Origin of the sequence: Sphingomonas sp., from assembly GCF_965248875.1 — a bacterium.
In the GTDB taxonomy this organism is placed as follows: Bacteria; Pseudomonadota; Alphaproteobacteria; order Sphingomonadales; family Sphingomonadaceae; genus Sphingomonas.
Map to the genome: position 1 here is coordinate 1,504,381 of NZ_CBDFKR010000011.1, position 24,651 is coordinate 1,529,031.

Consider the following 24,651-nt stretch of genomic DNA (forward strand, 5'->3'; position numbering starts at 1 on the left):
ATATCGCCACCGGGCGAGTTGACCGTCATAACCGCTCAGAGATCGCGGTCCAACAGCAACTCACCGTCGCGGGATCGCGACAAGGCTACGGTCATAACCGCTCAGAGATCGCGGTCCAACAGCAACCGCGCGATGAAGGCGGTGCAGCTGAAGGAGGTCATAACCGCTCAGAGATCGCGGTCCAACAGCAACAAGCGATCACCCTCGCCGGAACCAGCACCCGTCATAACCGCTCAGAGATCGCGGTCCAACAGCAACGTCAGGAACGGCTCGCCGCGTGGCGCGCCAGTCATAACCGCTCAGAGATCGCGGTCCAACAGCAACTCCGCCTCGAAATCACCGACGGCTTGATCGGTCATAACCGCTCAGAGATCGCGGTCCAACAGCAACGGGCCGCTGTCGGGATCTCGTGTGCGCTCGGTCATAACCGCTCAGAGATCGCGGTCCAACAGCAACGACGTCGGACGTCGAGGGCTGGCTGGACGAGTCATAACCGCTCAGAGATCGCGGTCCAACAGCAACTTGCCCGCGCCGTAGAAAATGTAGAGCGTGGTCATAACCGCTCAGAGATCGCGGTCCAACAGCAACTGATCGCGTCCCCACCGCTCTTTCCGTCCGGTCATAACCGCTCAGAGATCGCGGTCCAACAGCAACGTGAACCGGGCCTCCATGTCGCGCTTGATCGTCATAACCGCTCAGAGATCGCGGTCCAACAGCAACTGACCGCGTCCCCACCGCTCTTTCCGTCCGGTCATAACCGCTCAGAGATCGCGGTCCAACAGCAACGCGCCTTTGCAGGTGGTGTTTTCCGGAGTTGTCATAACCGCTCAGAGATCGCGGTCCAACAGCAACGATCGCCCGCCACGTTCGACGGGATCACCAGTCATAACCGCTCAGAGATCGCGGTCCAACAGCAACTGACTGTCGGTGAAGTGCAGCAGCGAGCGCGTCATAACCGCTCAGAGATCGCGGTCCAACAGCAACAAGTCGCATGACGTGTCGAAGGCGATCGACGTCATAACCGCTCAGAGATCGCGGTCCAACAGCAACCTTCGTGCCGCCCGACCGCCGTTCCGATCGGTCATAACCGCTCAGAGATCGCGGTCCAACAGCAACAAGCGATCACCCTCGCCGGAACCAGCACCCGTCATAACCGCTCAGAGATCGCGGTCCAACAGCAACTGGCCGGGCGTGCTGTGGGCGTCTCGTCCAGTCATAACCGCTCAGAGATCGCGGTCCAACAGCAACCACGGGCTTCGCAAGAACGCGGTGATCGCGGTCATAACCGCTCAGAGATCGCGGTCCAACAGCAACTTTGCCGTGATCGCAGCGCCCGCACCCGCGGTCATAACCGCTCAGAGATCGCGGTCCAACAGCAACGCAGCCCGCAATGAGGTGGCAGACGCATGAGTCATAACCGCTCAGAGATCGCGGTCCAACAGCAACGAGACCAAGAAGAGGTGGTTGTAATGGCCGGTCATAACCGCTCAGAGATCGCGGTCCAACAGCAACGACGCTGGTGCCGAACGATCTCGTATGGATGTCATAACCGCTCAGAGATCGCGGTCCAACAGCAACAGCGCGCCTGTAGCCGAGATCACGCGCGGCGTCATAACCGCTCAGAGATCGCGGTCCAACAGCAACTTAGCGCGGGGCGCGTGATACCGCGTGTCGGGTCATAACCGCTCAGAGATCGCGGTCCAACAGCAACGTAACAGCGGCCTTGCCCGCCCCGGCCGTCGTCATAACCGCTCAGAGATCGCGGTCCAACAGCAACGGCGCGCAAGCTCCAGCGCAGCGAGGAGACGTCATAACCGCTCAGAGATCGCGGTCCAACAGCAACCGCCGGAGCCCCCGCCGCAGCCCACGCCGCGTCATAACCGCTCAGAGATCGCGGTCCAACAGCAACTGACTTCCGGACCAAGGCTTGATACTCAACGTCATAACCGCTCAGAGATCGCGGTCCAACAGCAACAAGGATGGTCGTGCAGAGCGCGGTCATCGTGTCATAACCGCTCAGAGATCGCGGTCCAACAGCAACTGCGTGTGCTCGCTCTCGACTTGTCCAAACGTCATAACCGCTCAGAGATCGCGGTCCAACAGCAACCGCGAGGACGATACGCCGCTCGCGAAGAACGTCATAACCGCTCAGAGATCGCGGTCCAACAGCAACCCGCGACTTCAAGCGAAGCTGCCCACCGACGTCATAACCGCTCAGAGATCGCGGTCCAACAGCAACAAAGTGCGCCCATGCCGCTCGCGCCCGTCGTCGTAACCGCTCAGAGATCGCGGTCCAACAGCAACTGCGAGCAGCTGCGCCAGCGCGCCTGCCTCGTCATAACCGCTCAGAGATCGCGGTCCAACAGCAACGGCTAATGCCACACCACCCGATGCCTTACCGTCATAACCGCTCAGAGATCGCGGTCCAACAGCAACGCACCCGGGTCGGAATGGACCCGCCCCCCCTTCACGTCAATGTGGAAGATCTTAGGCGAAATTGCTGCGTTGCAGCGATGTAACTGACGGTGTCATCGTCCCTGTCGTAGTCGCTAGCGACCCAGGGAGGCTTATATGACGAGGTAGTTTCCCGCTGCCGCCGCGGGCATGTTCATGCTGGCCGCCGCACCCACCGCTGCGCAAAGCGTGATCTGCACCCAACCGAACTTCGGATACGATCCGGTTTTCTCGTTCAGTCTGAATACCCGATGCTTTTTGTCGGGGATCGGTGGCGGCCCCGTCCTTACCACCGACAATGACGGCTTAGGCGTCCTCACGCTGACCTTTAGCGGAGGCTATACTGACTATTTCGCCTATAATGCTCCTCTTGCAGGAAAAGGGGCCTATTATCCCCAAGCGGCGCAAGCGTACGACAGCGCAGGCAGAGGTGTCGGTTACATTTATGATAAACAATTTGGTGAGTTCAGGGCGCCGAATATCAGCAGGATCGACTTTTTTGGCGGTATTCCGAACTACATCACCAATATCAGAACTGGTGTCATCGTTGGAGCCGTGCCAGAGCCGAATATCTGGCTGTTGTTTATAGCGGGGTTCGGTGCGCTCGGCTACGCCCTACGGCGTCAAAACACGGTCGTTTTCGCACGCGGCGCTGGCGACGCCATCTGAGCTTCACCGTCAGAACTGAGGTTACACACCGCGGTCGCGGCCGCCGCGTCACCCCGGCATGTGCAATGATCCTGGTCAGGCGGGGGGCGACGGCTCAGCCCTTGCGCGCTCCTCGTAAAACGCCCGCACCACTTCCCATGCCTCTTCCGCCGTCTCGACATAGGTGAAGATGTCCAAGTCGCGTTCGGAGATCACGCCTTCCTCGACCAGCGCCGGGAAGTTGACGACCTTGTCCCAAAAGGCGCGGCCGAACAGCAGCACCGGGATCGGCTGGATCTTGCCGGTCTGGATCAGCGTCAGCAGCTCGAACAGCTCGTCGAAGGTCCCGAACCCGCCCGGAAACGCCGCCAGCGCGCGCGCGTGGAGGAGAAAGTGCATCTTCCGGAGTGCAAAATAGTGGAACTGGAGCGACAGTGACGGGGTGACATAGGGGTTGGGCGCCTGTTCGTGTGGCAGGACGATGTTGAGCCCGACCGACTCCGCACCGACGTCCGCCGCGCCGCGGTTCGCGGCCTCCATGATCGACGGGCCGCCGCCCGAACAGACGACGAAATGCCGCCGCCCCTGCTCGTCGCGCGGCAGCCGGCTGGTGATCCGCGCCAGCTCGCGCGCAACCTCGTAATACCGGCTCTTCGCGACCAGGCTCTCGGCGATCTTGCGATGATGGTCGTCGGCGGCGAGGTCGAGCATCGCCTGCGCCTTGGCCGGCTCGGGAATGCGCGCTGAGCCGTAGAAAACAAAGGTCGAGGCGATCTTCGCCTCCTCCATCACCAGCTGCGCCTTGAGCAGTTCCAGTTGGAAGCGCACGGGGCGCAGATCCTCGCGCAGCAGGAAGTCGAGGTCCTGGAAGGCGAGGCGATAGGCGGGATGCTCGGTCTGCGGCGTCGAAATCGCGGCGGCGGCGCTCTCGGCGTCCTGCTTCGCGCGCGGAAAGACGCGGCTCGGTACACGGGTGTCTGTCATCCCAGCCGGGTACGCATTCGATGTTGCCGGCGCAAGTCAGCGGCGCGGCGCTTGCCATCGCCGGCCGCCGTCATTAGGGCCGCCGATGGGCCACGCGGTCCCAACGCCGCGCGTGCTCTCTGCAAGGAGAGTTAGATGACTGACACGTTGCTCGCGCCCGTTGGGGGCGCTCTTGCCAAGCCTGTACACAAGCCGGCGCGGCCGTTCTTCTCCTCCGGTCCATGCGCCAAGCCGCCCGGCTGGTCCGCGGCAAAGCTCGCCACCGACAGCCTCGGCCGCTCGCATCGCGGCAAGATCGGCAAGGTGCGGCTGGCCCATTGCATCCAGCTGATGCGCGACGTGCTGCGGCTGCCCGACACCCACCGCATCGGGATCGTCCCCGGTTCCGACACCGGCGCGTTCGAGATGGCGATGTGGACGATGCTGGGCGCCCGCCCGGTGACGGCGCTCGCCTGGGAAAGCTTCGGCGAGGGCTGGGTGACCGACGCGGTCAAGCAGCTCCGGATCGAACCGGCCGTGATCCGCGCCGACTACGGCCAGTTGCCCGACCTCGACCAGGTCGACTGGTCGCACGACGTCCTGTTCACCTGGAACGGCACCACCAGCGGCGTACGCGTACCCGACGGCGACTGGATCGCTGCCGATCGCGAAGGGCTGAGCTTCGCCGACGCGACCAGCGGCGTGTTCGCCTACGACCTGCCCTGGGACAAGATCGACGTCGCGACGTTTTCCTGGCAGAAGGTGCTGGGCGGCGAGGGCGCGCATGGCGTGCTGATCCTGGGGCCCCGCGCGGTCGAGCGGCTGGAGAGTTACACCCCCGCCTGGCCGCTCCCCAAGGTCTTCCGTCTGACCGCCAAGGGCAAACTGGCCGAGGGCGTGTTCAAGGGCGAGACGATCAACACCCCGTCGATGCTGGCGGTCGAGGACGCGATCTTCGCGCTCGAATGGGCGCGGGGACTGGGTGAGGGTGGGCTGATAGCACGCTCCGACGCCAACGCCGCCGCGCTCGACCAGATCGTCGCGGCGCGCGACTGGCTCGGCCACCTCGCGCAAGACCCGGCGACGCGCTCGAAGACCAGCGTCTGCCTGACCGTCGCGGGCGCGGACGAGGCGCTCATCAAGAAGATGGCCGCGCTGCTGGAGGCGGAGGACGCCGCCTATGACGTGGCGGGCTATCGGGACGCCCCGCCGGGCCTGCGCATCTGGTGCGGTGCGACGGTCGACACGGCCGACATCGAGGCGCTCGGGCCGTGGCTCGACTGGGCCTATGCCGAGGCAAAGGCCTGATCGCTTCGCCCTCTCCCGCTCGCGGGAGAGGGACAGGCGCGGAACGCGCCAGGGTGAGGGTCGGCGCGATACGGCTTGTCAGTCGCACCGGCCCTCACTCGATCTCATTTCGTTCGGCCACCCTCTCCCGCCCGCGGGAGAGGGCAAGGAGAGTTCAGATGCCCAAAGTCCTCATCAGCGACAAGATGGACCCCAAAGCCGCGCAGATCTTCCGGGAGCGCGGCGTCGAGGTGGACGAGATCACCGGCAAGACGCCCGACGAACTGAAAGCGATCATCGCCGGCTATGACGGGCTCGCGATCCGCTCCTCGACCAAGGTCACCGCCGCGATCCTCGACGCCGCGACGAACCTGAAGGTTGTCGGCCGCGCCGGCATCGGCGTCGACAATGTCGACATCCCAGCCGCCTCGGCGCGCGGCGTGGTGGTGATGAACACGCCCTTCGGCAACTCGATCACCACGGCAGAGCACGCCATCGCGCTGATGTTCGCGCTCGCCCGCCAGCTGCCCGAGGCCGACGCCTCGACGCAGGCCGGAAAGTGGGAGAAGAACCGCTTCATGGGGGTCGAGCTGACCGCCAAGACGCTGGGGCTGATCGGCGCGGGCAATATCGGCTCGATCGTCGCCGACCGCGCCCGTGGCCTCAAGATGAAGGTGATCGCGTTCGATCCGTTCCTCACGCCCGAACGCGCGATCGAAATCGGCGTCGAGAAGGTCGACCTGGACGCGCTGCTGGCGCGCGCCGACTTCATCACGCTGCACACGCCGCTGACCGACCAGACGCGCAACATCCTGTCGGCGGAGAACCTCGCCCGGACCAAGCCGGGCGTGCGGATCATCAACTGCGCGCGCGGCGGGCTGATCGACGAGGCGGCGTTGAAGGCGGGGCTCGACAGCGGCCATATCGCGGGCGCCGCGCTAGACGTGTTCGTCGAGGAACCGGCCAGCGCCTCACCGCTGTTCGGCACGCCGGGCTTCGTCTCGACGCCGCATCTGGGCGCGTCGACGACCGAGGCGCAGGTCAACGTCGCGATCCAGGTCGCCGAGCAGATGGCCGACTTCCTGGTCTCGGGCGGGGTCACGAACGCACTCAACATGCCGTCGCTGTCGGCGGAGGAGGCGCCCAAGCTGAAGCCCTACATGGCGCTGGCCGAGAAGCTTGGCGCGCTGGTCGGCCAGCTTGCGACCGGCGCGATCGGCGGCATCAGCGTCGAGGCGGAGGGCGCTGCCGCGCAGCTCAACGTCAAGCCGATCACCAGCGCCGTGCTGGCGGGGTTCCTCGGCACGCAGACCGCGACGGTGAACATGGTCAACGCCCCCGTCATCGCGCGCGAACGCGGGCTCGAAGTGCGCGAGATCAGGACGGAGCGCGAAGGCGACTATCACACGCTGCTCCGCGTCACGGTCAGGACCGCCGATGGCGAGCGCTCGGTGGCGGGTACGCTGGTAGGGGCGGCCAATCCGCGGCTGGTCGAGCTGTTTGGCATCTCTGTCGAGGCCGATCTGGCGGGGCCGATGCTGTACGTCGTCAATGAGGACGCGCCCGGCTTCATCGGCCGGCTGGGGACGCTGCTGGGCGAGGCATGCGTCAATATCGGCACGTTCCACCTCGGCCGCCGTGCGGCGGGGGGCGAAGCGGTGCTGCTGCTGAGCGTCGACGAGCAGGTCGACGCGGCGCTGCTCGCCAGGATCAAGGCGCTGCCTGCGGTAAGGACGGCAATGGGGTTGTCGTTCTAGGCCGCCCGCATCCCGGGCTTGTCCCTGGCTCCATCGTGCCGCAAGTGCGGCCGACGGTGGACACGCGGCGCGCTGGATGCCGGGTCGAGCCCGGCGTGACGGAGTTGCCATGACCCCCCTCCTCCCTTCTGGCTTCGGCGACCGCTTGCCCCCCCACGCGGACGCAGCGGCGGCGGCGGAGGCGCGGGTGCTCGCGGTGGCGGCGGCCTATGGCTATGAGCGCGCCGACCCGCCGCTGGTCGAGTTCGCCGACGCGCTGGGCGCGCGGCTCAAGGCCGGAGGTTTGCGCGATGCGGTGCGCTTCGTCGATCCGGGGTCGGGCGCGACGCTGGCGATCCGGCCCGACCTGACCGCGCAGATCGCCCGCATCGCGGCGACGCGCATGGGGCATCACCCGCGCCCGGTGCGGTTGTCCTATGCCGGCTCCACGCTTAAGCTGCGTGCACCGGCGCTAGCGCCGGCACGGGAGCGTCGTCAGCTCGGTTGCGAGCTGGTGGGGCTCGATACGGTCGCCGCCGCGGCCGAGGTATTGAGCGTTGCGACGGAAGCGCTGGTGGCGGCGGGCGCGGCGGGGCTCTCGATCGACCTGACGCTGCCCGATCTGGTCGATACGCTGGCCGCGGGGCCGCTGCCGGTCGCGCCGGAACAGGTCGCGGCGCTGACCGACCGGCTCGACGCCAAGGACGCGGGCGCGGTCGCCGCGATCGCGCCAGCCTATCTGCCGCTGATCGAGGCGGCCGGGCCGTTCGCGGCAGCGCTGGCGCGGCTGCGCGCGTTTGACGGCGGCGGGGTGCTGGCGTCGCGGCTGGCCGGACTGGAGAAGCTGGCGGCGGCGGTCGGCGACCGCGCGCAGTTGACGCTCGACCCGACCGAGCGGCACGGGTTCGAATATCAATCCTGGCTCGGCTTCTCGCTGTTCGTCGCGGGCGCCGAAGGTCGATGGGGCGCCGAGGTCGGCCGCGGCGGCACCTATACGGTGATGCACGAGAACGGCGCGGAAGAAGCCGCGACCGGCTTCTCGCTATTCGCCGACGCGCTGGCTGCAACTGCGGCGACGCCAGAGCGGCGCCGCCTGTTCCTGCCGCTTGGAACGCCAGCGGGGGACGGGGCGCGGTTGCGGGCGGAGGGCTGGGTCACGGTCGCGGCGCTGGAGGCAACGGATACGCCCGAGGCGCAGCTCTGCACGCATTGCTGGGAGAACGGTCAGGCGCAGGCGCTCGGCTGAGACGATCGGAGGCGGTCGTGCTCGGTGGCAGCCGACGTAAGACGCGCCTCCCCCACCTCGATACGGTGCCGCTTCAGGCAGCGCAGGCCCAACCAGGCGGCGACGACTCCGATCAGGAAGCTCGCCAAGAACACGCTCCAGGCAGGTTGCCCCGGCTCAGTAAACTCGCGCCAGAGCGGCACGGCCAGCACGACGCCGACCAGGAGGACGACGGTCGGCGTCCACATGATTCTCACGTCCACCGACTCCTTCCGTCCCGCGGCGCAGAAAAGCCTGTCCTACACGAATGATGCCCTGTCAGAGCGACATCATGCCGGGACTGTCCTGCTCCACTGCCTCTACCTCTCTACGCGCAAGCGCCGCTTTGGCTCACTTACCTTCTTGTGCGACGGTCGAACTCCAGCCTCAACATATATGGGTCACAAGCAGGGTGCGCCACATTCAATGGGGTCAACACGGACAACATAAGCCCGTCGTTGACGCGCATATTGCACACGGCTACCCGCCGCCCCGACATCCCCGGCACTGCCCGCGCATCGAGTCCTGTCGAAGGAAGCGCGGGTCATTTTCGGCAGGGGGAGCTGCATAACCCATGGCCAACGTCGCAGTGATCGGCGCCCAGTGGGGCGACGAGGGCAAGGGCAAGATCGTCGACTGGCTGGCCGAACGCGCCGACATGGTGGTGCGGTTTCAGGGCGGCCACAACGCCGGCCACACGCTGGTCGTTGGCGATCAGGTCTACAAGCTGTCGCTGCTGCCTTCCGGCATCGTCCGTGGCACGCCATCGGTGATCGGCAACGGCGTCGTGCTCGACCCCTGGCACCTGCGCGATGAGGTGGCGCGGCTGGGCGAACAGGGGGTGGCGGTGTCGCCCGACACGCTGCGCGTCGCCGATAATTGCGCGCTGATCCTGCCGCTCCATTCCGACCTCGACGGGCTGCGCGAGGACGCATCGGGCGCGGGCAAGATCGGGACGACGCGGCGCGGTATCGGCCCAGCCTATGAGGACAAGGTCGGGCGCCGGGCGATCAGGGTGTGCGACCTCGCGCATCTGGACGATCTGGACCCGCAGCTCGACCGGCTGCTCGCGCATCACGACGCGCTGCGGGCCGGTTTCGGCGCGCCGCCGATCGACCGCGCGGCGCTGATTGCCGGGCTGCGCGAGATCGCCGCCTTCGTCCTGCCCTATGCCAAACCGGTGTGGCGCGATCTCGCCGCGGCGCATGCGGCGGGCAAACGCATCCTGTTCGAGGGCGCGCAGGGGGTGCTGCTCGACGTCGACCACGGCACCTACCCATACGTCACCTCGTCGAATACCGTGGCGGGACAGGCGGCGGCGGGGTCCGGGCTGGGGCCATCGGGCGTCGGCTTCGTGCTCGGTATCGCCAAGGCCTATACGACCCGGGTCGGCTCCGGGCCGTTCCCGACCGAACTCGCCGACGAGACGGGCGAGCGGCTAGGCCGGCGCGGGCGCGAGTTCGGAACGGTGACGGGGCGCAAGCGGCGCTGCGGCTGGTTCGACGCGGTGCTGGTGCGCCAGTCGGCGACGGTGAGCGGCATTACCGGCATCGCGCTGACCAAGCTCGACGTGCTCGACGGGTTTGCGGAGGTGCGGATCTGCACCGGCTACCGGCTGCGCGGCGAGACGCTCGACTATTTTCCTGCGCATGCCGCTGACCAGGCGGCGGTCGAGCCAGTGTTCGAGGCGATGCCCGGCTGGCATGAAACCACGGCGGGCGCGCGGAGCTGGGCGGAACTGCCGGCGCAGGCGATCAAATACATCCGCCGGATCGAGGAGCTGATCCGCTGCCCGGTGGCGCTGGTGTCGACCAGCCCGGAGCGGGAGGACACGATCCTCGTCAGGGACCCCTTCGCGCCCTAGAAGGCGGCCGGAGCGGTACGCGGGCGGCGTAGCCACCCGCGTACCGTCGCAGGTCAATGCGGCGTGGTGGTCGTCGTGCCCGTGGCCGTCGTGCCGCCGCCGGTGCCGGTCGCTCCGGTACCGGTCGTGACGCCACCCGTGGCGCCGCCCATCGTGCCGGTCGTGCCGCCCATCGTGCCGGTCGTGCCGCCCATCGTGCCGGTGGCGCCGGTCGCACCGCCCATCGTGCCCGTGGTTCCGCTCATCGACCCCGACGTGCTGCCGGTGGTGGTGCCCGTCGAGCCGGTGCTCATCGAGCCGCTTGCGTCGACACCGGTGGTGGTGCTGCCGCTGTCGGTCGCGGTGCCGCCCTGGGTACTGACGCCGGCGCCGGCGCGCGTGTTGGCGCGATGCATCGACCGCCCCGTACTGCGCGTCGTCGCCGCCCGGGTGCGCGTCGTCGTACGCGCCGTCGTGCGCGGTGTGGCCGTGGTGGTGGAGTTCGTCATCGTGTCGGTGGTCGCTCCGACCTGACCGGTCGCGCCCGACATTGCGCCCGTCGTGCCGCCGACGGTCCCGCCGACCGTGCCGGTCGCGCCGCCCCCGACCGAGGTGCCAAGCTGCGCCGATGCGGCGCCCGCGGTCAGCAGGGCGCAGGCGGCTGCGCCCAGGATCATGCTCTTCATCACGTAACTCCTTGAAAAATGTAGTGCCGCGTCAACGCCCGTGGGCAACGCCCGTTCCGCCGCCCGTTCCGCATTGGGCGCGGTGGAGCAACGCCTGGTCCGCCAGAACCAGCGCCACCATCGCCTCCACCACCGGCACGCCGCGGATGCCGACGCATGGGTCATGCCGTCCCTTGGTCGCGATCGTGGCGGCGTCACCGGTGGGCGACACCGTCTCGACCGGCGTCAGGATCGAACTGGTCGGCTTGAACGCGACACGCAGCCGGATCGGCTGCCCCGTGGCGATGCCGCCGGCGATCCCGCCGGCATGGTTGGTTGTGAAGATCGGTCCGTCGTTGCCGGGCCGCATCGCGTCGGCGTTGCCCTCACCGCTGTTGGCCGCCGCGGCGAAGCCATCGCCGATCTCGACGCCCTTCACCGCGTTGATCCCCATGCACGCGGCGGCGAGCTCCGCATCCAGCTTGGCATAAAGCGGCGCGCCCCATCCCGCAGGGACGCCGATCGCCTCGCACGCGACCACCGCGCCCAGCGACGACCCTGCCTTCCGCGCGGCGTCGACCAGCGCCTCCCATCGCGCCGCCGCGGCGGGATCGGGGCAGAAGAAGGGGGTCGCGTCGATCTGCGCGTCGTCGAACGCCGCCGGATCGATCGCGTCGCCCCCGATCGCCTCTACCCAGGCGCGGATGCGTACGCCGGAGATCACCAGCCGCGCCACCGCCCCCGCCGCGACCCGGCTAGCGGTCTCGCGCGCCGACGAGCGCCCGCCGCCGCGATGGTCGCGGAACCCGTATTTGGCGTCATAGGCATAGTCGGCATGGCCGGGCCGATAGGCCTGCGCGAGGTCGCTGTAATCTTTCGAGCGCTGGTCGACATTGTCGATCATCAGGCTGATCGGGGTGCCCGTCGTCCGCCCCTCGAAGGTGCCGGACAAGATGCGGACCTGGTCGGGCTCACGCCGCTGGGTCGTGAAGCGCGACGTCCCGGGCCGCCGCCGGTCGAGCCACGGCTGGATGTCCGTCTCGCTCAGTGCGATCCCCGGCGGACACCCGTCCACCACCGCCCCGATCGCCGGCCCATGCGACTCACCCCAGGTCGTGAAGCGAAAGACGCGGCCGAAGGTGTTGAAGCTCATTGCCGCGGTATGGCTGCGGCGCCGGGGTCGAGAAGCCGGTCGCGGCCCGCTTCACACGCTGCATCCGGCCCATCGCAGATCAGCCTCGTCTCCATCACGGTACCTCGTTCGTCGGTAAAGATTTGACGGCAGATTGCGATGTCCGCACCACCCTGGGCTGCCGGAAACAGCCACACGACATCTCGTTCGTTCCTGCGGCCATGCCACTCGCCGGAATTGGAAACGTCTTTGAACTGCCGAGACCTGAGCACGGCGTTGCGGAGCTCGGACACAGTCTGCCCTTGAGCTTCGCAGAGCTGATACCTCATCGGCGAGGCCGCTGCTTGTGCTGCGGCGATGATCAGCAACCCGATCATGCCAGCGCGATGTCCGGGGCGTCCTCCGCCTTCATGCCGATGACGTTGTAGCCGGCGTCGACATGGTGCGTTTCGCCCGTCACCCCGCTCGCCAGGTCGCTGAGCAGGTACAGCCCCGCGCCGCCGACATCCTCGATCGTCACGTTGCGCTTGAGCGGCGAATTCAGTTCGTTCCACTTCAGGATCAGGCGGAAATCGCCGATTCCGCTCGCCGCCAGCGTCTTGATCGGGCCGGCCGAGATCGCGTTGACCCTCACGCCGTCGCGGCCGAGATCGACCGCGAGATACTGCACGCTGGTCTCCAGCGCCGCCTTGGCGACGCCCATCACGTTGTAGTGCGGGATGACCTTTTCGGCGCCGTAATAGCTGAGCGTCAGCAACGCACCGCCGGGCTTCATCATCTTTGCCGCGCGCTGCGCCACCGCGACGAACGAATAGACGCTGATGTTCATCGTCAGCAGGAAATTGTCGAGGCTGGTGTCGACATAGCGCCCGCGGAGCTCGTTCTTGTCGGAAAAGCCGATGGCGTGGACGAGAAAGTCGATCTGCGGCCATTGCTCGCCCAGCGCCGCGAAGGTGCGATCGAGCGCCGCCATGTCGGACACGTCGCAGTCGAACAGGCGCGCGGTGCCAAGCTGTTCGGCAAGCGGGCGCACCCGCTTTTCCATCACCTCACCCTGGTAGGAAAAGGCCAGCTCCGCGCCCGCGCCGCCCAGCTTCTGCGCGATCCCCCAGGCGAGGCTCTTGTCATTGGCGAGCCCCATGATGAGGCCGCGCTTGCCTGCCATCAATCCCGTCACGCTACCCCTCCGCCCGACCGTTCTCGGGCGTTTGCTGTAGCGCCGGTTCGGGCGGTTCCGCCAGTGCCGCGTTCAGATGCGCGCCGAATACGAGGCCAAGGCCGATCAGGTAGAAGAACAGCAGCATCACGACCACACCCGCCAGGCTGCCATAGGTCAGGTCGTACCCGCCGAGCTGCGCCAGTGCGACCGGCAGCAGCGCGGTCATGCTCACCCACCACAGCGCGGTAAACAGCGCGCCCGGCCATTTGCGGCTTGTGGAATGACGATATTTGGACGGGGTGACCGAGTAGAACAGGATGTAGAGCGCGCCGAACATGACCAGCCCGGGGATCGCCCGCGACAGGCCGATCCAGCCCGCCAGGTCCTGCGCCCAGGGCAGCAGCTTGTAGATGAACTGCTCGGCCGCGAGCAGCACGCCCTGCACCACGAACGAGATCAGCGCGAGGATGACCGAACACACGATCGCGAAGCTCAGGCCCAGCCGCGCGCGCCACAGGGGCGAGGTACTGCGCGTGCCATAGGCGCGGCGGAAGATCTCACGGATCGTCTCCACGAAGCTGCCGACCGTCCACAATCCGACCAACCCGCCGAACCACAGCAACGATCCGGTCCGAGCCGCCAGCACGTCGGCAATCGGCTTCTTCAGCAGGTCCGACACGTTGGGCGGCAGCACGTGGAGAAAGGACGCCACGGCGCGCTGCGTCTCCGCGCTCTGCCCGACCAGTGATAGCACGGCGGCGGCGACGATGAAGAACGGGAACAGCGTCATCAACGCGAGATAGGCAAGGTTGCCCGCGTGAATGAAGCCATCGTTATAGACGCCCAGACCGGCGCGCTTGACCACCTCGAACGCAAAGCTGCCGGGGCGAACCTTCGCCAGCCTGCGCGTCAGCACCGCCTTAACCCGTCCCGGGTGCTTGGCCCGGTCCTCCGGCGTCAGGGCAAGCGCGTCATCCACCTTGCCGCGCTAGACGCCCAGGCTCGCACGCGGGTTCCCCGCGCCGCCCGGCCAATCCGCCACGAATTGCTCCAGCGCGGCGTCGCCCGCCGGCACCTGCACCATTACGGTGACGAGCTGATCGCCCCTGCCGCCGCCCTTCTTGTGAAAACCCTTGCCCTTCAGACGCAGCACCTTGCCCGACGAAGAGCCCTTGGCAAGCGTCAGCATCACCGGCTTGTCCACGGTCGGCACCTTGACCTGCCCGCCCGCCACCGCCTCGGTCAGGCTGATCGGCAGGTCGAGGCGGATGTCATCGCCCTCGCGCAGAAAGAAGCGGTGGGGCTGCACCTCGATCGTGACGATCGCATCGCCCGCGCCGCCCGGCCCGGCCTCGCCCTTGCCCGCAAGGCGCATCTGCGTGCCCGTCTCCACCCCTGCAGGCAGCTTCAGGTCGAGCGCGCCGTCGGGCAGCTGCACCCGCTGCGGCGCCAGCGACGCGGCGTCGGCGAAGGGAACGCGCAGACTGTAGCTGATGTTAGCGCCCTTTGCCGCGGAGCGACGGCTGAACCCGGACGCGAAGCCACCGCCCGGCGCGCCGCCGCGGCCGCCGCCGAACAGCCCTTCGAAGATGTCGTTCATGTCGGGCGCCTCGCCGTTGGGGCCGCCGCCGAACTCGAAGCCTTGGCTGCGGAAGCCGCCCCCCGGGCCGCCCGGACGCGACCCGCCGCCGAAGCCGAATGGCGCGGCGGGGTTACCGTCGCCGTCGATCTCGCCGCGGTCAAATCGTGCGCGTTTGTCCTTGTCGCTCAGCAGGTCATAGGCATTGGTGACCTGGCTGAAGCGTTCGGAAGCCTTGGGGTTGTCCTTGTTGCGGTCGGGGTGCAGCTCTTTTGCAAGCTTGCGGTAAGCCTTTTTGATTTCCGCCTCGGCTGCCCCCTTGGCGACGCCCAGCGTCTGATATGGATCCGCCACTGCTATCCCCGTTCAGGTGTGTTACCCGGCTATGTAGGTCCGCACGGGCGCAACGCAATCGGCCGCGCGCGCGTTCGGGAGCCGAGGAGAAGCATCATGGCGGAACAGCAGGACGGCGTCGAGAACGCGCCGGGCAAAACGGCGGGCGGCGAGAGCGAGGGCGGCGCCTATCCCAACCCGCACACCGGCCATGGCAAGGATCAGGGCGGGTTCATGGGCCATGGCGGGCAGAGCCAGATCGACTATTCGGGCACGGGCGAAGACGATGCCGCCGTGGGCAACGTCAATGCGGTGACCGGAAAATCCTGACCCGCCCCCTCCCGCCTGCGGCAGAGGGACAGCCGTCGCAGGCGGCGGGGTGAGGCCAAGCCGGGACGCCAGCCTCATCGCGCCGGCGCTCACCCTGACCCGTTGTTGCGAGCCTTCTCCTCTCCGGCGAGCGCGGGAGGGTGATCGACCGGCGCCACGTCCACGCTCACTTCCATCTTCTGCGCCCCCGATCCCAGCACCACCCCGTCGACCGGCGCGATCTCGCCATAGTCGCGGCCGACCGCGACGACGATGTGGTCGCCCGCCATCCAGATGCCGTTGGTGGGATCGAGGCCGACCCAGCCCTGCGCCGGCCCGCTCCACAACAGCACCCAGGCATGGGTCGCATCCGCCCCGACCAGCCGCGCCTCGCCCGGCGGCGGCAGCGTGCGGATATAGCCCGAGGCATAGGCGGCGGGCAGCCCGGCGGCGCGCAACCCGGTGATCATGATCTGCGCGAAGTCCTGGCACACCCCGCGCCGCTGCGCGAACGCCTCGGCCGGGCTGGTATCGACCAGCGTCGCCGCCGAATCGAACGCGAACTCGCGCTGGATGCGCTGCGCCAGCGCGATCCCCGCATCGAGCGCGCCACGCGCCGGGTCGAGGTCGGGCGCACACCAGGCGGCGATCGCGGCGTCCAGCGGGATGCGTGGGGACGGATAGAGATACTGCGCCGGCGACACGGGCGACAGGTCGCGGGTCTCGCGCGCCAGCCGGGCGATGTCGGCCAGCGTCGGATCATCGGCGGCGGGCATCGGCACAAGCCGGTCGACCGCGACCGCGGCCCGGCTGTCGATCTCCAGGCGCTGCACCGGTTGGTCGACGACCAGCCGGGTGACGTTCGCCAGCCCCGCCTCGGCATGGGCGGGTGCGGTGTGGCCGGTGGGCGCCACCGCCAGCCGATAGTCGAGCAGCCGCTGGCCGGGCCATTCGACCGGCTTCAGCCGGAGGTTGCAGCGTGCGAACTTGACGGGCGCGCCATAGTCGAAGCGGGTGACGTGGCGGATGTCGTAGATCATGCAAATCCTCTCCGGAACGGGGAGGTGGCGCGCGCGCCGGCGCGTGACGGAGGGGGTCGGCCGCACGCGCATCGCTCGCGGCGGGCCCCCTCCTCCCCCAGCCTGCGGCCGGCGGTCCCCCTCCCCGTCCCGGGGAGGATCGGCGGGCGCCTTGTCATGCCAACGTCAACCCGCCCGCCCGCAGCGGCTCCGCCCCCTGCAGGAAATACCGCCGCGCCACCGCGTCCGACAGCATCCCCAGCCGTCGCTCGACATCGCCGAGCACGTCCGCGTCGAGCGTCGCCGCGGTTGCGGTCGCCAGCGTCGCGGCGAGCGCGATGCCCAGTGTCTGCTGCGGCTCCGCCATGCCGTCGTCGCTCAGCACCGGCAGCTCGCGCAGCCGCTCGGTGGCGCAGCGGACCTGATAGGCGAGGCTGCGCGGGTTGTTGCCGTCCAGCGCGACCAGGTCGATCGCTGGCACCCGCGCGAGCCCGGTCGGATACCGCTGGCGATAGGTGATCTGGCTGTCGGCGAGGTCGAGCAGCGTCGACAGATCGTCCCCCGACGCGCCGCCCAGCCCGAACAGCCGCGCCGCGCGCGCCATCGCCATGCCGCGCTCGATGCGGCGGCCGAGGTCGAGGAAGCGCCATGAATCGGTGCGGACCATATGTTCGGCCGCGAGCCCCGACAGTGCGGCGTACCGCCGCTGCACCGACCCGGCGCGGTCGAGCATCCCGCGCTGTTGCGGAAAGGGCGCTTCAAGCAGCCGCACCATGTCGGCCGAGAGCCGGTCGCGCGCGCCCGCACCGATGGTGCGGGCATGGCCGTTGATCGCGGCCACCGACTGCCACGCTTCGTCCTCCAGCGCCGCGCGAGCGAAAGCGGTGAGCTGCGCGCGGGCAAGGCTGGGCGGATGCGCCGCCGCGCCCGCGCCGACGATCAGCCCGACCAGTCGTCCGACGGTGGCGGGGGCGAGCGCGGCACCGCCATCTGCGTCGATCGAATGACCGAGCAACAGCCGGATTGCGCCGAGCAGCGCCTCGCCCCGCTCCAGATAACGGCCGAGCCAGAAGAAATTGTCCGCCACCCGGCTCGGCAGCGTGCCGGGATTGCGGCGGATATGGAGTGAATCGAGCGGTGGGAGCAGCGATACGGGCGCCTGCGGCTCGGGGCCATAGACCGCGACGTCGGCCGACCAGATCCCCTCCCCCACCGCGATCGCGCGCGCGTCCGCGCGCCCATCTTCTCCGGCGCCGATGCGGGCAAAGCCGCCCGGCAGCACCGTCCAGCGATCGTCGGGCCCGCGCGTCGCGAACACACGCAGCGTGAAGGGGCGCGGGACCAGACCCTCGCCATCAACCGCTGGCATGGTCGACAGCCGCACCAGCTCCTGTCCGACATAATCCTGCGGCCGCCGCGCTAGGTCGGCGAGCAGCGCGTCGCGCGCCGCCCCGTTCAGCTCCGCCCCCGCTACCGGCTGGCCCGCGGGCAGCCCCAGCGGCGCGGCGGCGAAGGCGGGCGCGATCAGCAACCGGTCGAGGTCGCGCTGGACCGCCGCGCGTTCGCCGTCCTGCCCACACCACCAGGTCGCGATATTGGGCAGCGACAGCGGCGCGCCGATCAGCTCCGTCGCCAGCCCCGGGAGAAAGGCGCTGAACGCGCGCGCCTCCAGCACCCCCGCCCCCGGCGCATTCGACAGGACGAGGTTTCCCGCAGCCCAGGCGTCGATCAGCCCGGGTACGCCGATCTGCGAATGGCTATCGAACGCAAGCGGATCGAGCAGCCGCGAGTCGATCCGCCGCCACAGCGCGTCGATGCGCTTCAGCCCGGCGACGGTGCGGACGTAGAGCTTGCCGTCGAGCGCCGCCAGGTCGTCGCCCTCGACCAGCAACAGCCCGAGATAGCGCGCCAGATGCGCCTGCTCGGCATAGCTGGGGCTGAAGCGCCCGGGTGTCAGCAGCCCGATCCGGGGATCGGCGCGGCGGCATAGCGCCGCCAGCCCGGCGCGCAGCGCGGCGAAGAACGGCGCGTGGCGCTGGATGTTGAGCCGCTCCTGCAAACCGCCCAGTGTGCGGCTCACCGCCAGGCGGTTCTCCAGCGCGTACCCGGCGCCCGCGGGCGCGCGGAGGTGGTCAGCGAGGACCCGCCACTCGCCGTCGGGTCCGCGCGCCAGGTCAAAGGCGACGAAATGGAGGTGCCGCCCGCCCGGCGGCGGCAGGCCGACCGCAGCGCGCAGGAATTGCGGGCTGCCCGCGACGAGCGCCGCCGGCAGCCGGCCGTCGGCGACCAGCGTTTGCGCGCCGTAGAGATCGGCAAGGACGGCCTCTAGCAGCTCGGCACGCTGCGCGATGCCCGCCGCCAGCGGCGCCCAGTCGCGCGCGTGGAGCAGGAGCGGTACGGGCGACACCGGCCATAGCCGTTCCTCCGCCTCGCCCGAAATCCGGAACCCCATCCCGATATCCGCGGCATGCCGCCGCACCCGCTCGCGCGCATGGCCGAGGTCGTCGGACGCCACCGCCGCCAGCTCCGCCAGCATCGCGGTCCAGGCGGTGTCGGGGGTGGCCCCCAGCACGTCCCCCGGCCCTGCTCGCGTCGCATAGTCCGCCAGCCAGCGCCGCGCATGGTCCTGCGCATCGAATAGCGGGATGGGGGCGGTGGCCATTGCGGGCGTAGGGACACGATAGAGCGCGGGAGGGCAAGCGAAGATCAGCGGCCTTCCCTGCCCGCTTGCGGGAGATCAGCGAGAGTGGGCAGATTGACGCCCGGCCGCCACGGCGAGCGTTCATCCATGGCTGCCTCGGACGCTCACTCCGGCCTCGCCCTACTTCTTGCAACGCAATCTCTCTCCCTGGGTGAGGGGTCAGAGGTCCGGCAACACCTGATCCGCCTCGCCCCATCCCTGCAGCCCGCGGCCGTTCGCGCGCGCCAGCAGCGCCGCGCCGTCGCGCACGCCCCAGCGCGCCGCCGTGTCGAGGTCGCGCAGCTCGGTCCAGCTTACCGGCGCCGCCACCGGCGCGCCCGCCCTGGCCCGCGCCGCATAGGGCATGATCGCGGTCGCGCCGCGGCCGTTGCGGAGATAGTCGATGAAGATCTTCCCCGTCCGCTTCGCCTTGGTCATCACCGCGACGAAGCGGTCGGGCTCCGCTTGCGCAAGCGCACGCGCGAACCGCTCGGCAAAGTCGCGCACCGCCGGCCATTCGGCCTGTGGCTTCAGGGGCACGACGACGTGGACGCCCTTGCCGCCCGACAGTAGCGGAAAGCTGGTCAGCCCCAGCTCGGCGAGCTGGTTCTTGAGGTGCTCGGCTGCCTTCTTCGTCTCGTCAAAGCCCAGCTCCTCATCGGGGTCCAGATCAAACACCAGCCGGTCGGGCCGCTCCAGTGCGTCGACACGGCTACCCCAGCCGTGGAACTCGATCGTTCCCATCTGGACGCATGCGACCAGACCATTCGCGCTGTCGACGTAGAGATAGTCCTCGTCATGCCCGTCCTTTTCGCGGACGGGCACATGGTGGACCCATTCGCCGAAGGTGCCCGCGTCGTGCTTCTGGAAGAAGCATTTCTTGCCGCGACCCTGCGGGCAGCGGACCAGGCTGACCGGGCGGTGCCCGGCCCAGGGCAGCATGGCAGGCGCGACCAGCGCATAATAGTCGGCCAGTTCGCCCTTGGTGACGTCACTGTCGGGGAAGATCAGCCGGTCGCGGCTCGACACGTTGATCGCCGAGGCGGGTGCCGCGGGGGCGGGTTCGGGCGTTTCGGCGACGACCTCTGCCGCCGGCTTGTCGCCGCGCAGCCCGAGGAAGCTCGGGTGGCGCAGCGCGCCTTCGGGCGTGACCTCGGTGAAGGCGATCTCCGCCACCAGCTCGGGCCTGATCCAACGCGCGCCCCGGACGGCGGCGCGTGGCGCCTGCACGGTCGGCCCCGGCTGTTCCAGCGTCTTCATCCGCGCCGACAGCTCGTCCATCAGCGCCTGGTCGAAGCCGGTGCCGACCTTGCCTGCATAGACCAGCCCGCCCCCGTTCTCTGGGGGACCGTTGACGCCGAGCAGCAGCGCGCGGAATCCGCGCTTCTTGTCCGACGGGGTCCAGCCGACCACGACGAACTCCTGCCGCCGCGTGCATTTCGCCTTGAGCCACGCCTTGGTCCGGCCGCCGCGATAAGGCGCGTCCGCGAGCTTGGAGACGACCCCCTCCAGCCCCTCCGCGCACATCCGCCGGAGGAGCGGCTCGCCGGGGCCAAGGATGTGCTCAGCGAATTGCAGGCGCTCGTCCCCGTTGACACCTGGGCCGATCAGCGGGCGCAGCCGCTCCTTGCGCTCGACGGTCGGCAGGCCCGTCAGGTCCTCGCCGTCGAGGCTGAGCAGATCGAAGGCGAAACAGGTCATCGCACCGCCCGACGAGATCGCGTTCTTGAGCGTCGAGAAATCGGGGCGACCGTCCTTGAACGCGACGATCTCGCCGTCGATCAGTGCCGACCGGACCGGCAACGCCGCTGCGGCCGCGGCGACGCCCGCGAACTTCTCGGTCCAGTCGATCCCGTTGCGGGTATAGACTCTTGCCGTTCCCCCGCCGACCGCGAGGAGCGCGCGGTAGCCGTCATATTTCACCTCGTGCAGCCAGCCGCCGCCGGTGGGGACGGTATCGACCAGCGTGCAGAGCTGGGGGTCGGTGAAGGGGGGCGGTTTCAATCCTCCCCCGGATCGGGAGGTGGCTGCGCGCTTGCGGGCTGACGGAAGGGGCTTTCCACCGGCGGTCCGTTCGCGGCTAGCCGCCTCCACCACGCGCTTCGTGCGCAGTCCCCCTCCCCGTCCCGGGGATGACTTCATCGCCTGCGCCACCTTGCCCGCGGCGATCTCCTCCATCGTCCGCCCCGTCGCGACGCTGGTCAGCGCCGTCTCGGTCAGCACGTCGGTGCCGCCCGCTTCTCCGTCGTCGAGCTTGCGCAACAGCCAATTCTCGCCCCGCTCCTTCCCGCGCGGCTTGAGCCGGATCATCAGCCACCCGCCCTTCATCCGCTCGCCGTCGAGCGTGAAGTGGAGGTGGCCCTCCGCCAGCGTCTTGCGCGGGTCCTTGCCCGGGTGCGGCGTCCAGGTGCCGCGGTCCCACAGCATCACCGTGCCGCCACCATATTGCCCCTTGGGAATCGTCCCCTCGAACGTGGCGTAGCTCAGCGGATGATCCTCGGTCCGCACCGCCAGCCGCTTCTCGCCGGGATCGAGACTTGGTCCGCGCGTCACCGCCCAGCTCTTGAGCACCCCGTCCAGTTCGAGGCGAAAGTCCCAGTGCAGCCGCGTCGCGTCATGCTTCTGGACCATGAAGCTGTGACCGTTGCCGGGCGCGAAGTCGCCCTTCGGCTCGGCGGTCTGCGCGAAGTCGCGCTTGGCGTTGTACCTGGCGAGGGGATCGTCGGCCACGGCGATCAAGCACGCTTGCGGGTGGCGGGCTTTTTCGCGGGTACGGGCGCGGGTTCTGGCGCCGCCTTCTTCGCTGCCGGTTTACGCGCCGACGCCTTTTTGGGCGCGGGCTTGTCGTCGTTGGCCGGCGCGGCCGCACCGCCCTTCTCCATCGATTTCTTCAGCGCCGCCATCAGATCGACGACGTTGCTCCCCGACCGGCCGCCGCCGCTATCCTTGTCCTCGATGATCTTCTCGCCATGCGCCTTGCGCTTGCGCTCGACCAGATCTTTCAGCGCGTCGACATAGCGGTCGTGAAACTCCTGCGGGTCGAACGGCGCGGTCTTGCGGTCGATCAGCGCGCTGGCCAGGTCGAGAAGCTCCGGATCGGGCTTGTCATCGGGGATTTCGCGAAAGTAGTTCTGCGCCTTGTTGACCTCGTCGGCATAGCGCAGCGTCTCCAGCACCATGCCGCGCCCGCACGGCTTCAGGCTGACGACATATTCGCGGCCGCGCAGCGCCAGCTGGCCCAGGCCGACCTTCTTCGATCGCCGCAACGCCTCGCGCAGCACGATGAACGCCTCCTCCGCCAGGTCGTCGGCCGGGACGACAAAATAGGGCTTCTCGTAATACAGCACGTCGATCTCGGACTGGTCGACGAACTGGGTCAGCTCCAGCGTCTTCTTGGATTCCAGCTTGACCGCGTCGATCTCGTCCTGGTCGAGCAGGACATACTCGCCCTTCGACACCTCATAGCCCTTGACGATCTCGCCGACGTCGACCGGACCGACCCCGGTCACGACCTTCTCGTAATGGATCGGTTTGCCGGTAGGCTCGTGGATCTGCTTGAAGCTGATCTGCGCGCCGGATTTGGTGGCGGAATAGATTTCCACCGGAATCGACACCAGCGCCAGGCGTATCTGCCCCTGCCAGTAAGCGCGCGCCGCCATTAACCCGAACCCTTCGTTGCGAGGGCGATTCAATCCTTAGGCGGCGGAGTCGTTCCCGCGAAGCTCTATCGCCAGTGGAGCATCCCGAAATGCTGCTCCAGGAACGCCGCCTTGGCGCGGTTGAAGTCGACGATGTCGGCCAGGTCGTGCACGACATGGCCCTCGTTCTCGTACCGGCGGTACGTCACCTGCCCGCCGCCCGCGCGGATCGCGGCAACATAGGCGTCGAGTTCGTCGGCGCCATTGCGCGGATCGTTGGCGCCCGACTGGACCAGCATCGGCGTCCGTACGCGGGCGGCGTCGTTCATGGGCGAGAGCTGGCGAAGAAGGCCAGATCGGCGGGATCGTCGATTGTCGCCATATTCCAGCCGGTCGGACGCCTTCAGCCGCGGGACACGTTGCGCAGGTTGCGCGGCCAGTCGGCGACCCCGACCTCGCTGACGGCAGCGACGAACACGCCAGGATGGCGGCCGACCACGGCGTTGGTCAGATAGCCGCCGTAGGACGCGTCGCCGACCGCGATCCTGGCGCCGTCCAGCGCGGGCTGCCGCCTGATCCACGCCACCGCGTCGATCAGGTCGCCGATTTCGTTCGGTCGCAGCCGCCGGTCGTTGAGGTGCGCCAGCGCCTTGCCCGCGCCGGTCGAGCCACGATAGTTGAAGTCGAGGACGGCAATCCCGCGCGCGACCAGATACTGGACGTTGGGCTTCCAGTCGGCGCGGGCATGGCTCGACGGGCCGCCATGCAGGCGCAGGAACACCGGCACCCGGTCACGGCGGGCGCTGGGAAGGTAGAGCAGGCCCGACAGCGGCACGCCGTTCCGCGCGGCGAACTGTACCAGGTGAGGCTGGCTGAGCTCAGCGGGCGCTACCCCGGCCAGGTTGGCCGCGACGACGCGGCGCGCCTGCCCCGTACGGCAGTCGATCGTCCAGACCTCGCCCGGCGTGGCGGGGCCGACCACTGTCGCCGCGAGCACCGGCGCGCGTCGCGCAAAGGCGATCGTCGTCAAGCCCGGCGGCAAGGAAGGCAGCCGCAGCGGCCGCCCCGTCTGCAGGTCGCGGACATAGACTCGCTCGAAACCGCCCTCGTCCACCTTCCAAGCGAGAAAGCGCCCGTCGCCGCTCAGCGTCGCGCCCACGACATCGTGGGGCGGCGCCTCGACGACCGTGCTGTGGCCGGTGGCGGTATCGAGCAGCTCCAGGCGGGAAAACTCGCGCCCTTCGTTGCTGTCCACATACAGGTGACGCCCGTCCGGCGCCCAGGCGACGGGCGCATTCAGCGCCGCTTCGGCCGGCTTTCGCAGCACCCGCTCGCGCCCCGTCGCGACGTCGAGCAGCGACAGATCGCGTCCGTCCTCGCCGCGCGCCTCGACCATGGCGATCGCGGTGCCGCCGGGGTTCGCAAGCGCAGGGTACAGCCCCATCCTGCCGCGCAACAGCTCGCGCGGCAGCCCGCCGGCGAGCGGTGCCACCCAGGTGTCGAAGCTGCGGCCGTCGCGCGCGGCCGTGGCGTAGGCAAAGGCGCGTCCGCCGCTCACGAAGTCGCCCGACGCCGTAAACGCGGACGATTGCGGCACCAGCTCCGTCTCGTTCCGCCCGTCGGGCGTGATCGCGTAGAAGCCGAAGCGCTCGTTCCCGCCGCGATCCGCACCATAGACGATGCGGGCGCCATCGGGACTCCAATCGGCGCCCGCCACGCCCAATCCAAAGGTCAGCTGGCGCGGCGCGCCGCCCGCCGCGTCGACGATCCACAGCTGCGGCTTGCCCGTGATCGTGGAAGTGTAGAGGAGCTGGGTTCCATCGGGCGACAGCTGCGCGTCGCGGGCACCCTGGGCGAGCAGGTAGCGGGTGGCGTCGGGCTCCGCGGCGCCCGCAAGCCCGACTGCCACAGGCGCTGGGTGCGGAACGTCCTCCGGCCGGTA

Annotated in this window: 20 protein-coding genes and 1 CRISPR repeat array (1 of these 21 only partly in view); of the genes, 6 read left to right on the forward strand and 14 right to left on the reverse strand. The window is 68.6% G+C overall.

From position 1 onward, the window contains the following. Nucleotides 1-2,436: direct repeats of the CRISPR family, unit length 36 nt; unit sequence GTCATAACCGCTCAGAGATCGCGGTCCAACAGCAAC (it extends 42 nt beyond the left edge of the window). Nucleotides 2,437-2,604: 168 nt separating this feature from the next. Then, complete coding sequence (locus tag ACP2AD_RS14525) at nucleotides 2,605-3,123, forward strand: PEP-CTERM sorting domain-containing protein (RefSeq protein ID WP_425230758.1); 519 nt, start codon at nucleotides 2,605-2,607, stop codon at nucleotides 3,121-3,123. Nucleotides 3,124-3,198: 75 nt separating this feature from the next. On the opposite strand, the gene ACP2AD_RS14530 is transcribed toward ACP2AD_RS14525, so the two are convergent. Then, nucleotides 3,199-4,086, reverse strand: a complete 888-nt coding sequence (locus ACP2AD_RS14530; protein WP_425230759.1) for a TIGR00730 family Rossman fold protein — start codon at nucleotides 4,084-4,086, stop codon at nucleotides 3,199-3,201. A gap of 135 nt (nucleotides 4,087-4,221) precedes the next feature. Between ACP2AD_RS14530 and ACP2AD_RS14535 the strand changes: the two genes are divergently transcribed. The 3 genes from ACP2AD_RS14535 to ACP2AD_RS14545 all read left to right on the forward strand — a co-directional run bounded on the left by ACP2AD_RS14535 (nucleotide 4,222) and on the right by ACP2AD_RS14545 (nucleotide 8,334). After that, nucleotides 4,222-5,373: a phosphoserine transaminase gene (locus ACP2AD_RS14535; protein ID WP_425230760.1), complete on the forward strand. Its 1,152-nt coding sequence runs from the start codon at nucleotides 4,222-4,224 to the stop codon at nucleotides 5,371-5,373. 158 nt (nucleotides 5,374-5,531) lie between these two features. Then, nucleotides 5,532-7,109 carry a phosphoglycerate dehydrogenase gene (gene serA, locus ACP2AD_RS14540; protein WP_425230761.1) on the forward strand — a complete coding sequence of 526 codons (1,578 nt, stop codon included), beginning with the start codon at nucleotides 5,532-5,534 and terminating at the stop codon, nucleotides 7,107-7,109. Nucleotides 7,110-7,218: 109 nt separating this feature from the next. Beyond that, a complete protein-coding gene (locus ACP2AD_RS14545; RefSeq protein ID WP_425230762.1) occupies nucleotides 7,219-8,334 on the forward strand; it encodes an ATP phosphoribosyltransferase regulatory subunit in 1,116 nt (371 codons plus the stop codon). On the opposite strand, the gene ACP2AD_RS14550 is transcribed toward ACP2AD_RS14545, so the two are convergent. Beyond that, nucleotides 8,313-8,570 carry a hypothetical protein gene (locus tag ACP2AD_RS14550; protein WP_425230763.1) on the reverse strand — a complete coding sequence of 86 codons (258 nt, stop codon included), beginning with the start codon at nucleotides 8,568-8,570 and terminating at the stop codon, nucleotides 8,313-8,315. The genes ACP2AD_RS14545 and ACP2AD_RS14550 overlap by 22 nt on opposite strands. A 356-nt stretch (nucleotides 8,571-8,926) precedes the next feature. On the opposite strand from ACP2AD_RS14550, the gene ACP2AD_RS14555 reads away from it, so the two are divergent. Next, the gene (locus ACP2AD_RS14555; RefSeq protein ID WP_425230764.1) at nucleotides 8,927-10,216 is read left to right on the forward strand and encodes an adenylosuccinate synthase; all 1,290 of its coding nucleotides are present in this window, start codon (nucleotides 8,927-8,929) and stop codon (nucleotides 10,214-10,216) included. A 53-nt stretch (nucleotides 10,217-10,269) separates the two neighbouring features. Here ACP2AD_RS14555 and ACP2AD_RS14560 read toward each other — a convergent pair whose 3' ends face one another. The 6 genes from ACP2AD_RS14560 to ACP2AD_RS14585 are packed head-to-tail and all read right to left on the reverse strand — an operon-like array spanning nucleotide 10,270 to nucleotide 15,084. Continuing rightward, nucleotides 10,270-10,881 (reverse strand): hypothetical protein, encoded by a 612-nt coding sequence (locus tag ACP2AD_RS14560; protein ID WP_425230765.1) that lies wholly within the window; start codon nucleotides 10,879-10,881, stop codon nucleotides 10,270-10,272. A gap of 31 nt (nucleotides 10,882-10,912) precedes the next feature. Beyond that, nucleotides 10,913-12,013, reverse strand: a complete 1,101-nt coding sequence (aroC, locus tag ACP2AD_RS14565; RefSeq protein ID WP_425230766.1) for a chorismate synthase — start codon at nucleotides 12,011-12,013, stop codon at nucleotides 10,913-10,915. Next, a complete protein-coding gene (locus ACP2AD_RS14570) occupies nucleotides 12,010-12,369 on the reverse strand; it encodes a hypothetical protein (protein ID WP_425230767.1) in 360 nt (119 codons plus the stop codon). The genes aroC and ACP2AD_RS14570 overlap by 4 nt, the downstream gene beginning before the upstream one ends. Beyond that, entirely contained in the window at nucleotides 12,366-13,169 is an 804-nt protein-coding gene (gene fabI / locus ACP2AD_RS14575; protein WP_425230768.1) for an enoyl-ACP reductase FabI, read from the reverse strand. The genes ACP2AD_RS14570 and fabI overlap by 4 nt, the downstream gene beginning before the upstream one ends. Nucleotide 13,170: 1 nt before the next feature. Continuing rightward, nucleotides 13,171-14,130 (reverse strand): YihY/virulence factor BrkB family protein, encoded by a 960-nt coding sequence (locus tag ACP2AD_RS14580; protein ID WP_425230769.1) that lies wholly within the window; start codon nucleotides 14,128-14,130, stop codon nucleotides 13,171-13,173. Between the two features lie 9 nt (nucleotides 14,131-14,139). Next, complete coding sequence (locus tag ACP2AD_RS14585; RefSeq protein ID WP_425230770.1) at nucleotides 14,140-15,084, reverse strand: DnaJ C-terminal domain-containing protein; 945 nt, start codon at nucleotides 15,082-15,084, stop codon at nucleotides 14,140-14,142. Between the two features lie 96 nt (nucleotides 15,085-15,180). Between ACP2AD_RS14585 and ACP2AD_RS14590 the strand changes: the two genes are divergently transcribed. Further along, on the forward strand, nucleotides 15,181-15,393 hold the full coding sequence (locus ACP2AD_RS14590) for a hypothetical protein (protein ID WP_425230771.1): 213 nt from the start codon (nucleotides 15,181-15,183) through the stop codon (nucleotides 15,391-15,393). A gap of 89 nt (nucleotides 15,394-15,482) precedes the next feature. Here ACP2AD_RS14590 and ACP2AD_RS14595 read toward each other — a convergent pair whose 3' ends face one another. From ACP2AD_RS14595 to ACP2AD_RS14620, 6 genes are all read right to left on the reverse strand, one after another. Next, a complete protein-coding gene (locus tag ACP2AD_RS14595; protein WP_425230772.1) occupies nucleotides 15,483-16,412 on the reverse strand; it encodes a transglutaminase family protein in 930 nt (309 codons plus the stop codon). Nucleotides 16,413-16,566: 154 nt separating this feature from the next. Next, on the reverse strand, nucleotides 16,567-19,053 hold the full coding sequence (locus ACP2AD_RS14600; RefSeq protein WP_425230773.1) for a circularly permuted type 2 ATP-grasp protein: 2,487 nt from the start codon (nucleotides 19,051-19,053) through the stop codon (nucleotides 16,567-16,569). Between the two features lie 198 nt (nucleotides 19,054-19,251). Beyond that, nucleotides 19,252-21,801 carry a DNA ligase D gene (gene ligD, locus ACP2AD_RS14605; protein WP_425230774.1) on the reverse strand — a complete coding sequence of 850 codons (2,550 nt, stop codon included), beginning with the start codon at nucleotides 21,799-21,801 and terminating at the stop codon, nucleotides 19,252-19,254. Between the two features lie 5 nt (nucleotides 21,802-21,806). After that, a complete protein-coding gene (locus ACP2AD_RS14610; protein ID WP_425230775.1) occupies nucleotides 21,807-22,730 on the reverse strand; it encodes a Ku protein in 924 nt (307 codons plus the stop codon). Between the two features lie 65 nt (nucleotides 22,731-22,795). After that, nucleotides 22,796-23,149, reverse strand: a complete 354-nt coding sequence (locus ACP2AD_RS14615) for an alpha/beta hydrolase family protein (protein ID WP_425231181.1) — start codon at nucleotides 23,147-23,149, stop codon at nucleotides 22,796-22,798. Continuing rightward, nucleotides 23,113-24,618: a prolyl oligopeptidase family serine peptidase gene (locus ACP2AD_RS14620; protein ID WP_425230776.1), complete on the reverse strand. Its 1,506-nt coding sequence runs from the start codon at nucleotides 24,616-24,618 to the stop codon at nucleotides 23,113-23,115. Before ACP2AD_RS14620 ends, ACP2AD_RS14615 begins: the two co-directional genes overlap by 37 nt. Nucleotides 24,619-24,651 lie beyond the last annotated feature (33 nt).

Excerpts from the sequence above, each read along its gene's own strand:
- ACP2AD_RS14535 (WP_425230760.1), top strand. The coding sequence starts at position 4,222 with ATGACTGACACGTTGCTCGCGCCCGTTGGGGGCGCTCTTGCCAAGCCT.
- ACP2AD_RS14610 (WP_425230775.1), bottom strand. The coding sequence starts at position 22,730 with ATGGCGGCGCGCGCTTACTGGCAGGGGCAGATACGCCTGGCGCTGGTG.
- ACP2AD_RS14595 (WP_425230772.1), bottom strand. The coding sequence starts at position 16,412 with ATGATCTACGACATCCGCCACGTCACCCGCTTCGACTATGGCGCGCCC.
- ACP2AD_RS14570 (WP_425230767.1), bottom strand. The coding sequence starts at position 12,369 with ATGATCGGGTTGCTGATCATCGCCGCAGCACAAGCAGCGGCCTCGCCG.
- ACP2AD_RS14555 (WP_425230764.1), top strand. The coding sequence starts at position 8,927 with ATGGCCAACGTCGCAGTGATCGGCGCCCAGTGGGGCGACGAGGGCAAG.
- ACP2AD_RS14600 (WP_425230773.1), bottom strand. The coding sequence starts at position 19,053 with ATGGCCACCGCCCCCATCCCGCTATTCGATGCGCAGGACCATGCGCGG.
- ACP2AD_RS14525 (WP_425230758.1), top strand. The coding sequence starts at position 2,605 with ATGTTCATGCTGGCCGCCGCACCCACCGCTGCGCAAAGCGTGATCTGC.
- ACP2AD_RS14530 (WP_425230759.1), bottom strand. The coding sequence starts at position 4,086 with ATGACAGACACCCGTGTACCGAGCCGCGTCTTTCCGCGCGCGAAGCAG.
- serA (WP_425230761.1), top strand. The coding sequence starts at position 5,532 with ATGCCCAAAGTCCTCATCAGCGACAAGATGGACCCCAAAGCCGCGCAG.
- ACP2AD_RS14560 (WP_425230765.1), bottom strand. The coding sequence starts at position 10,881 with ATGAAGAGCATGATCCTGGGCGCAGCCGCCTGCGCCCTGCTGACCGCG.
- aroC (WP_425230766.1), bottom strand. The coding sequence starts at position 12,013 with ATGAGCTTCAACACCTTCGGCCGCGTCTTTCGCTTCACGACCTGGGGT.
- ACP2AD_RS14590 (WP_425230771.1), top strand. The coding sequence starts at position 15,181 with ATGGCGGAACAGCAGGACGGCGTCGAGAACGCGCCGGGCAAAACGGCG.
- ACP2AD_RS14545 (WP_425230762.1), top strand. The coding sequence starts at position 7,219 with ATGACCCCCCTCCTCCCTTCTGGCTTCGGCGACCGCTTGCCCCCCCAC.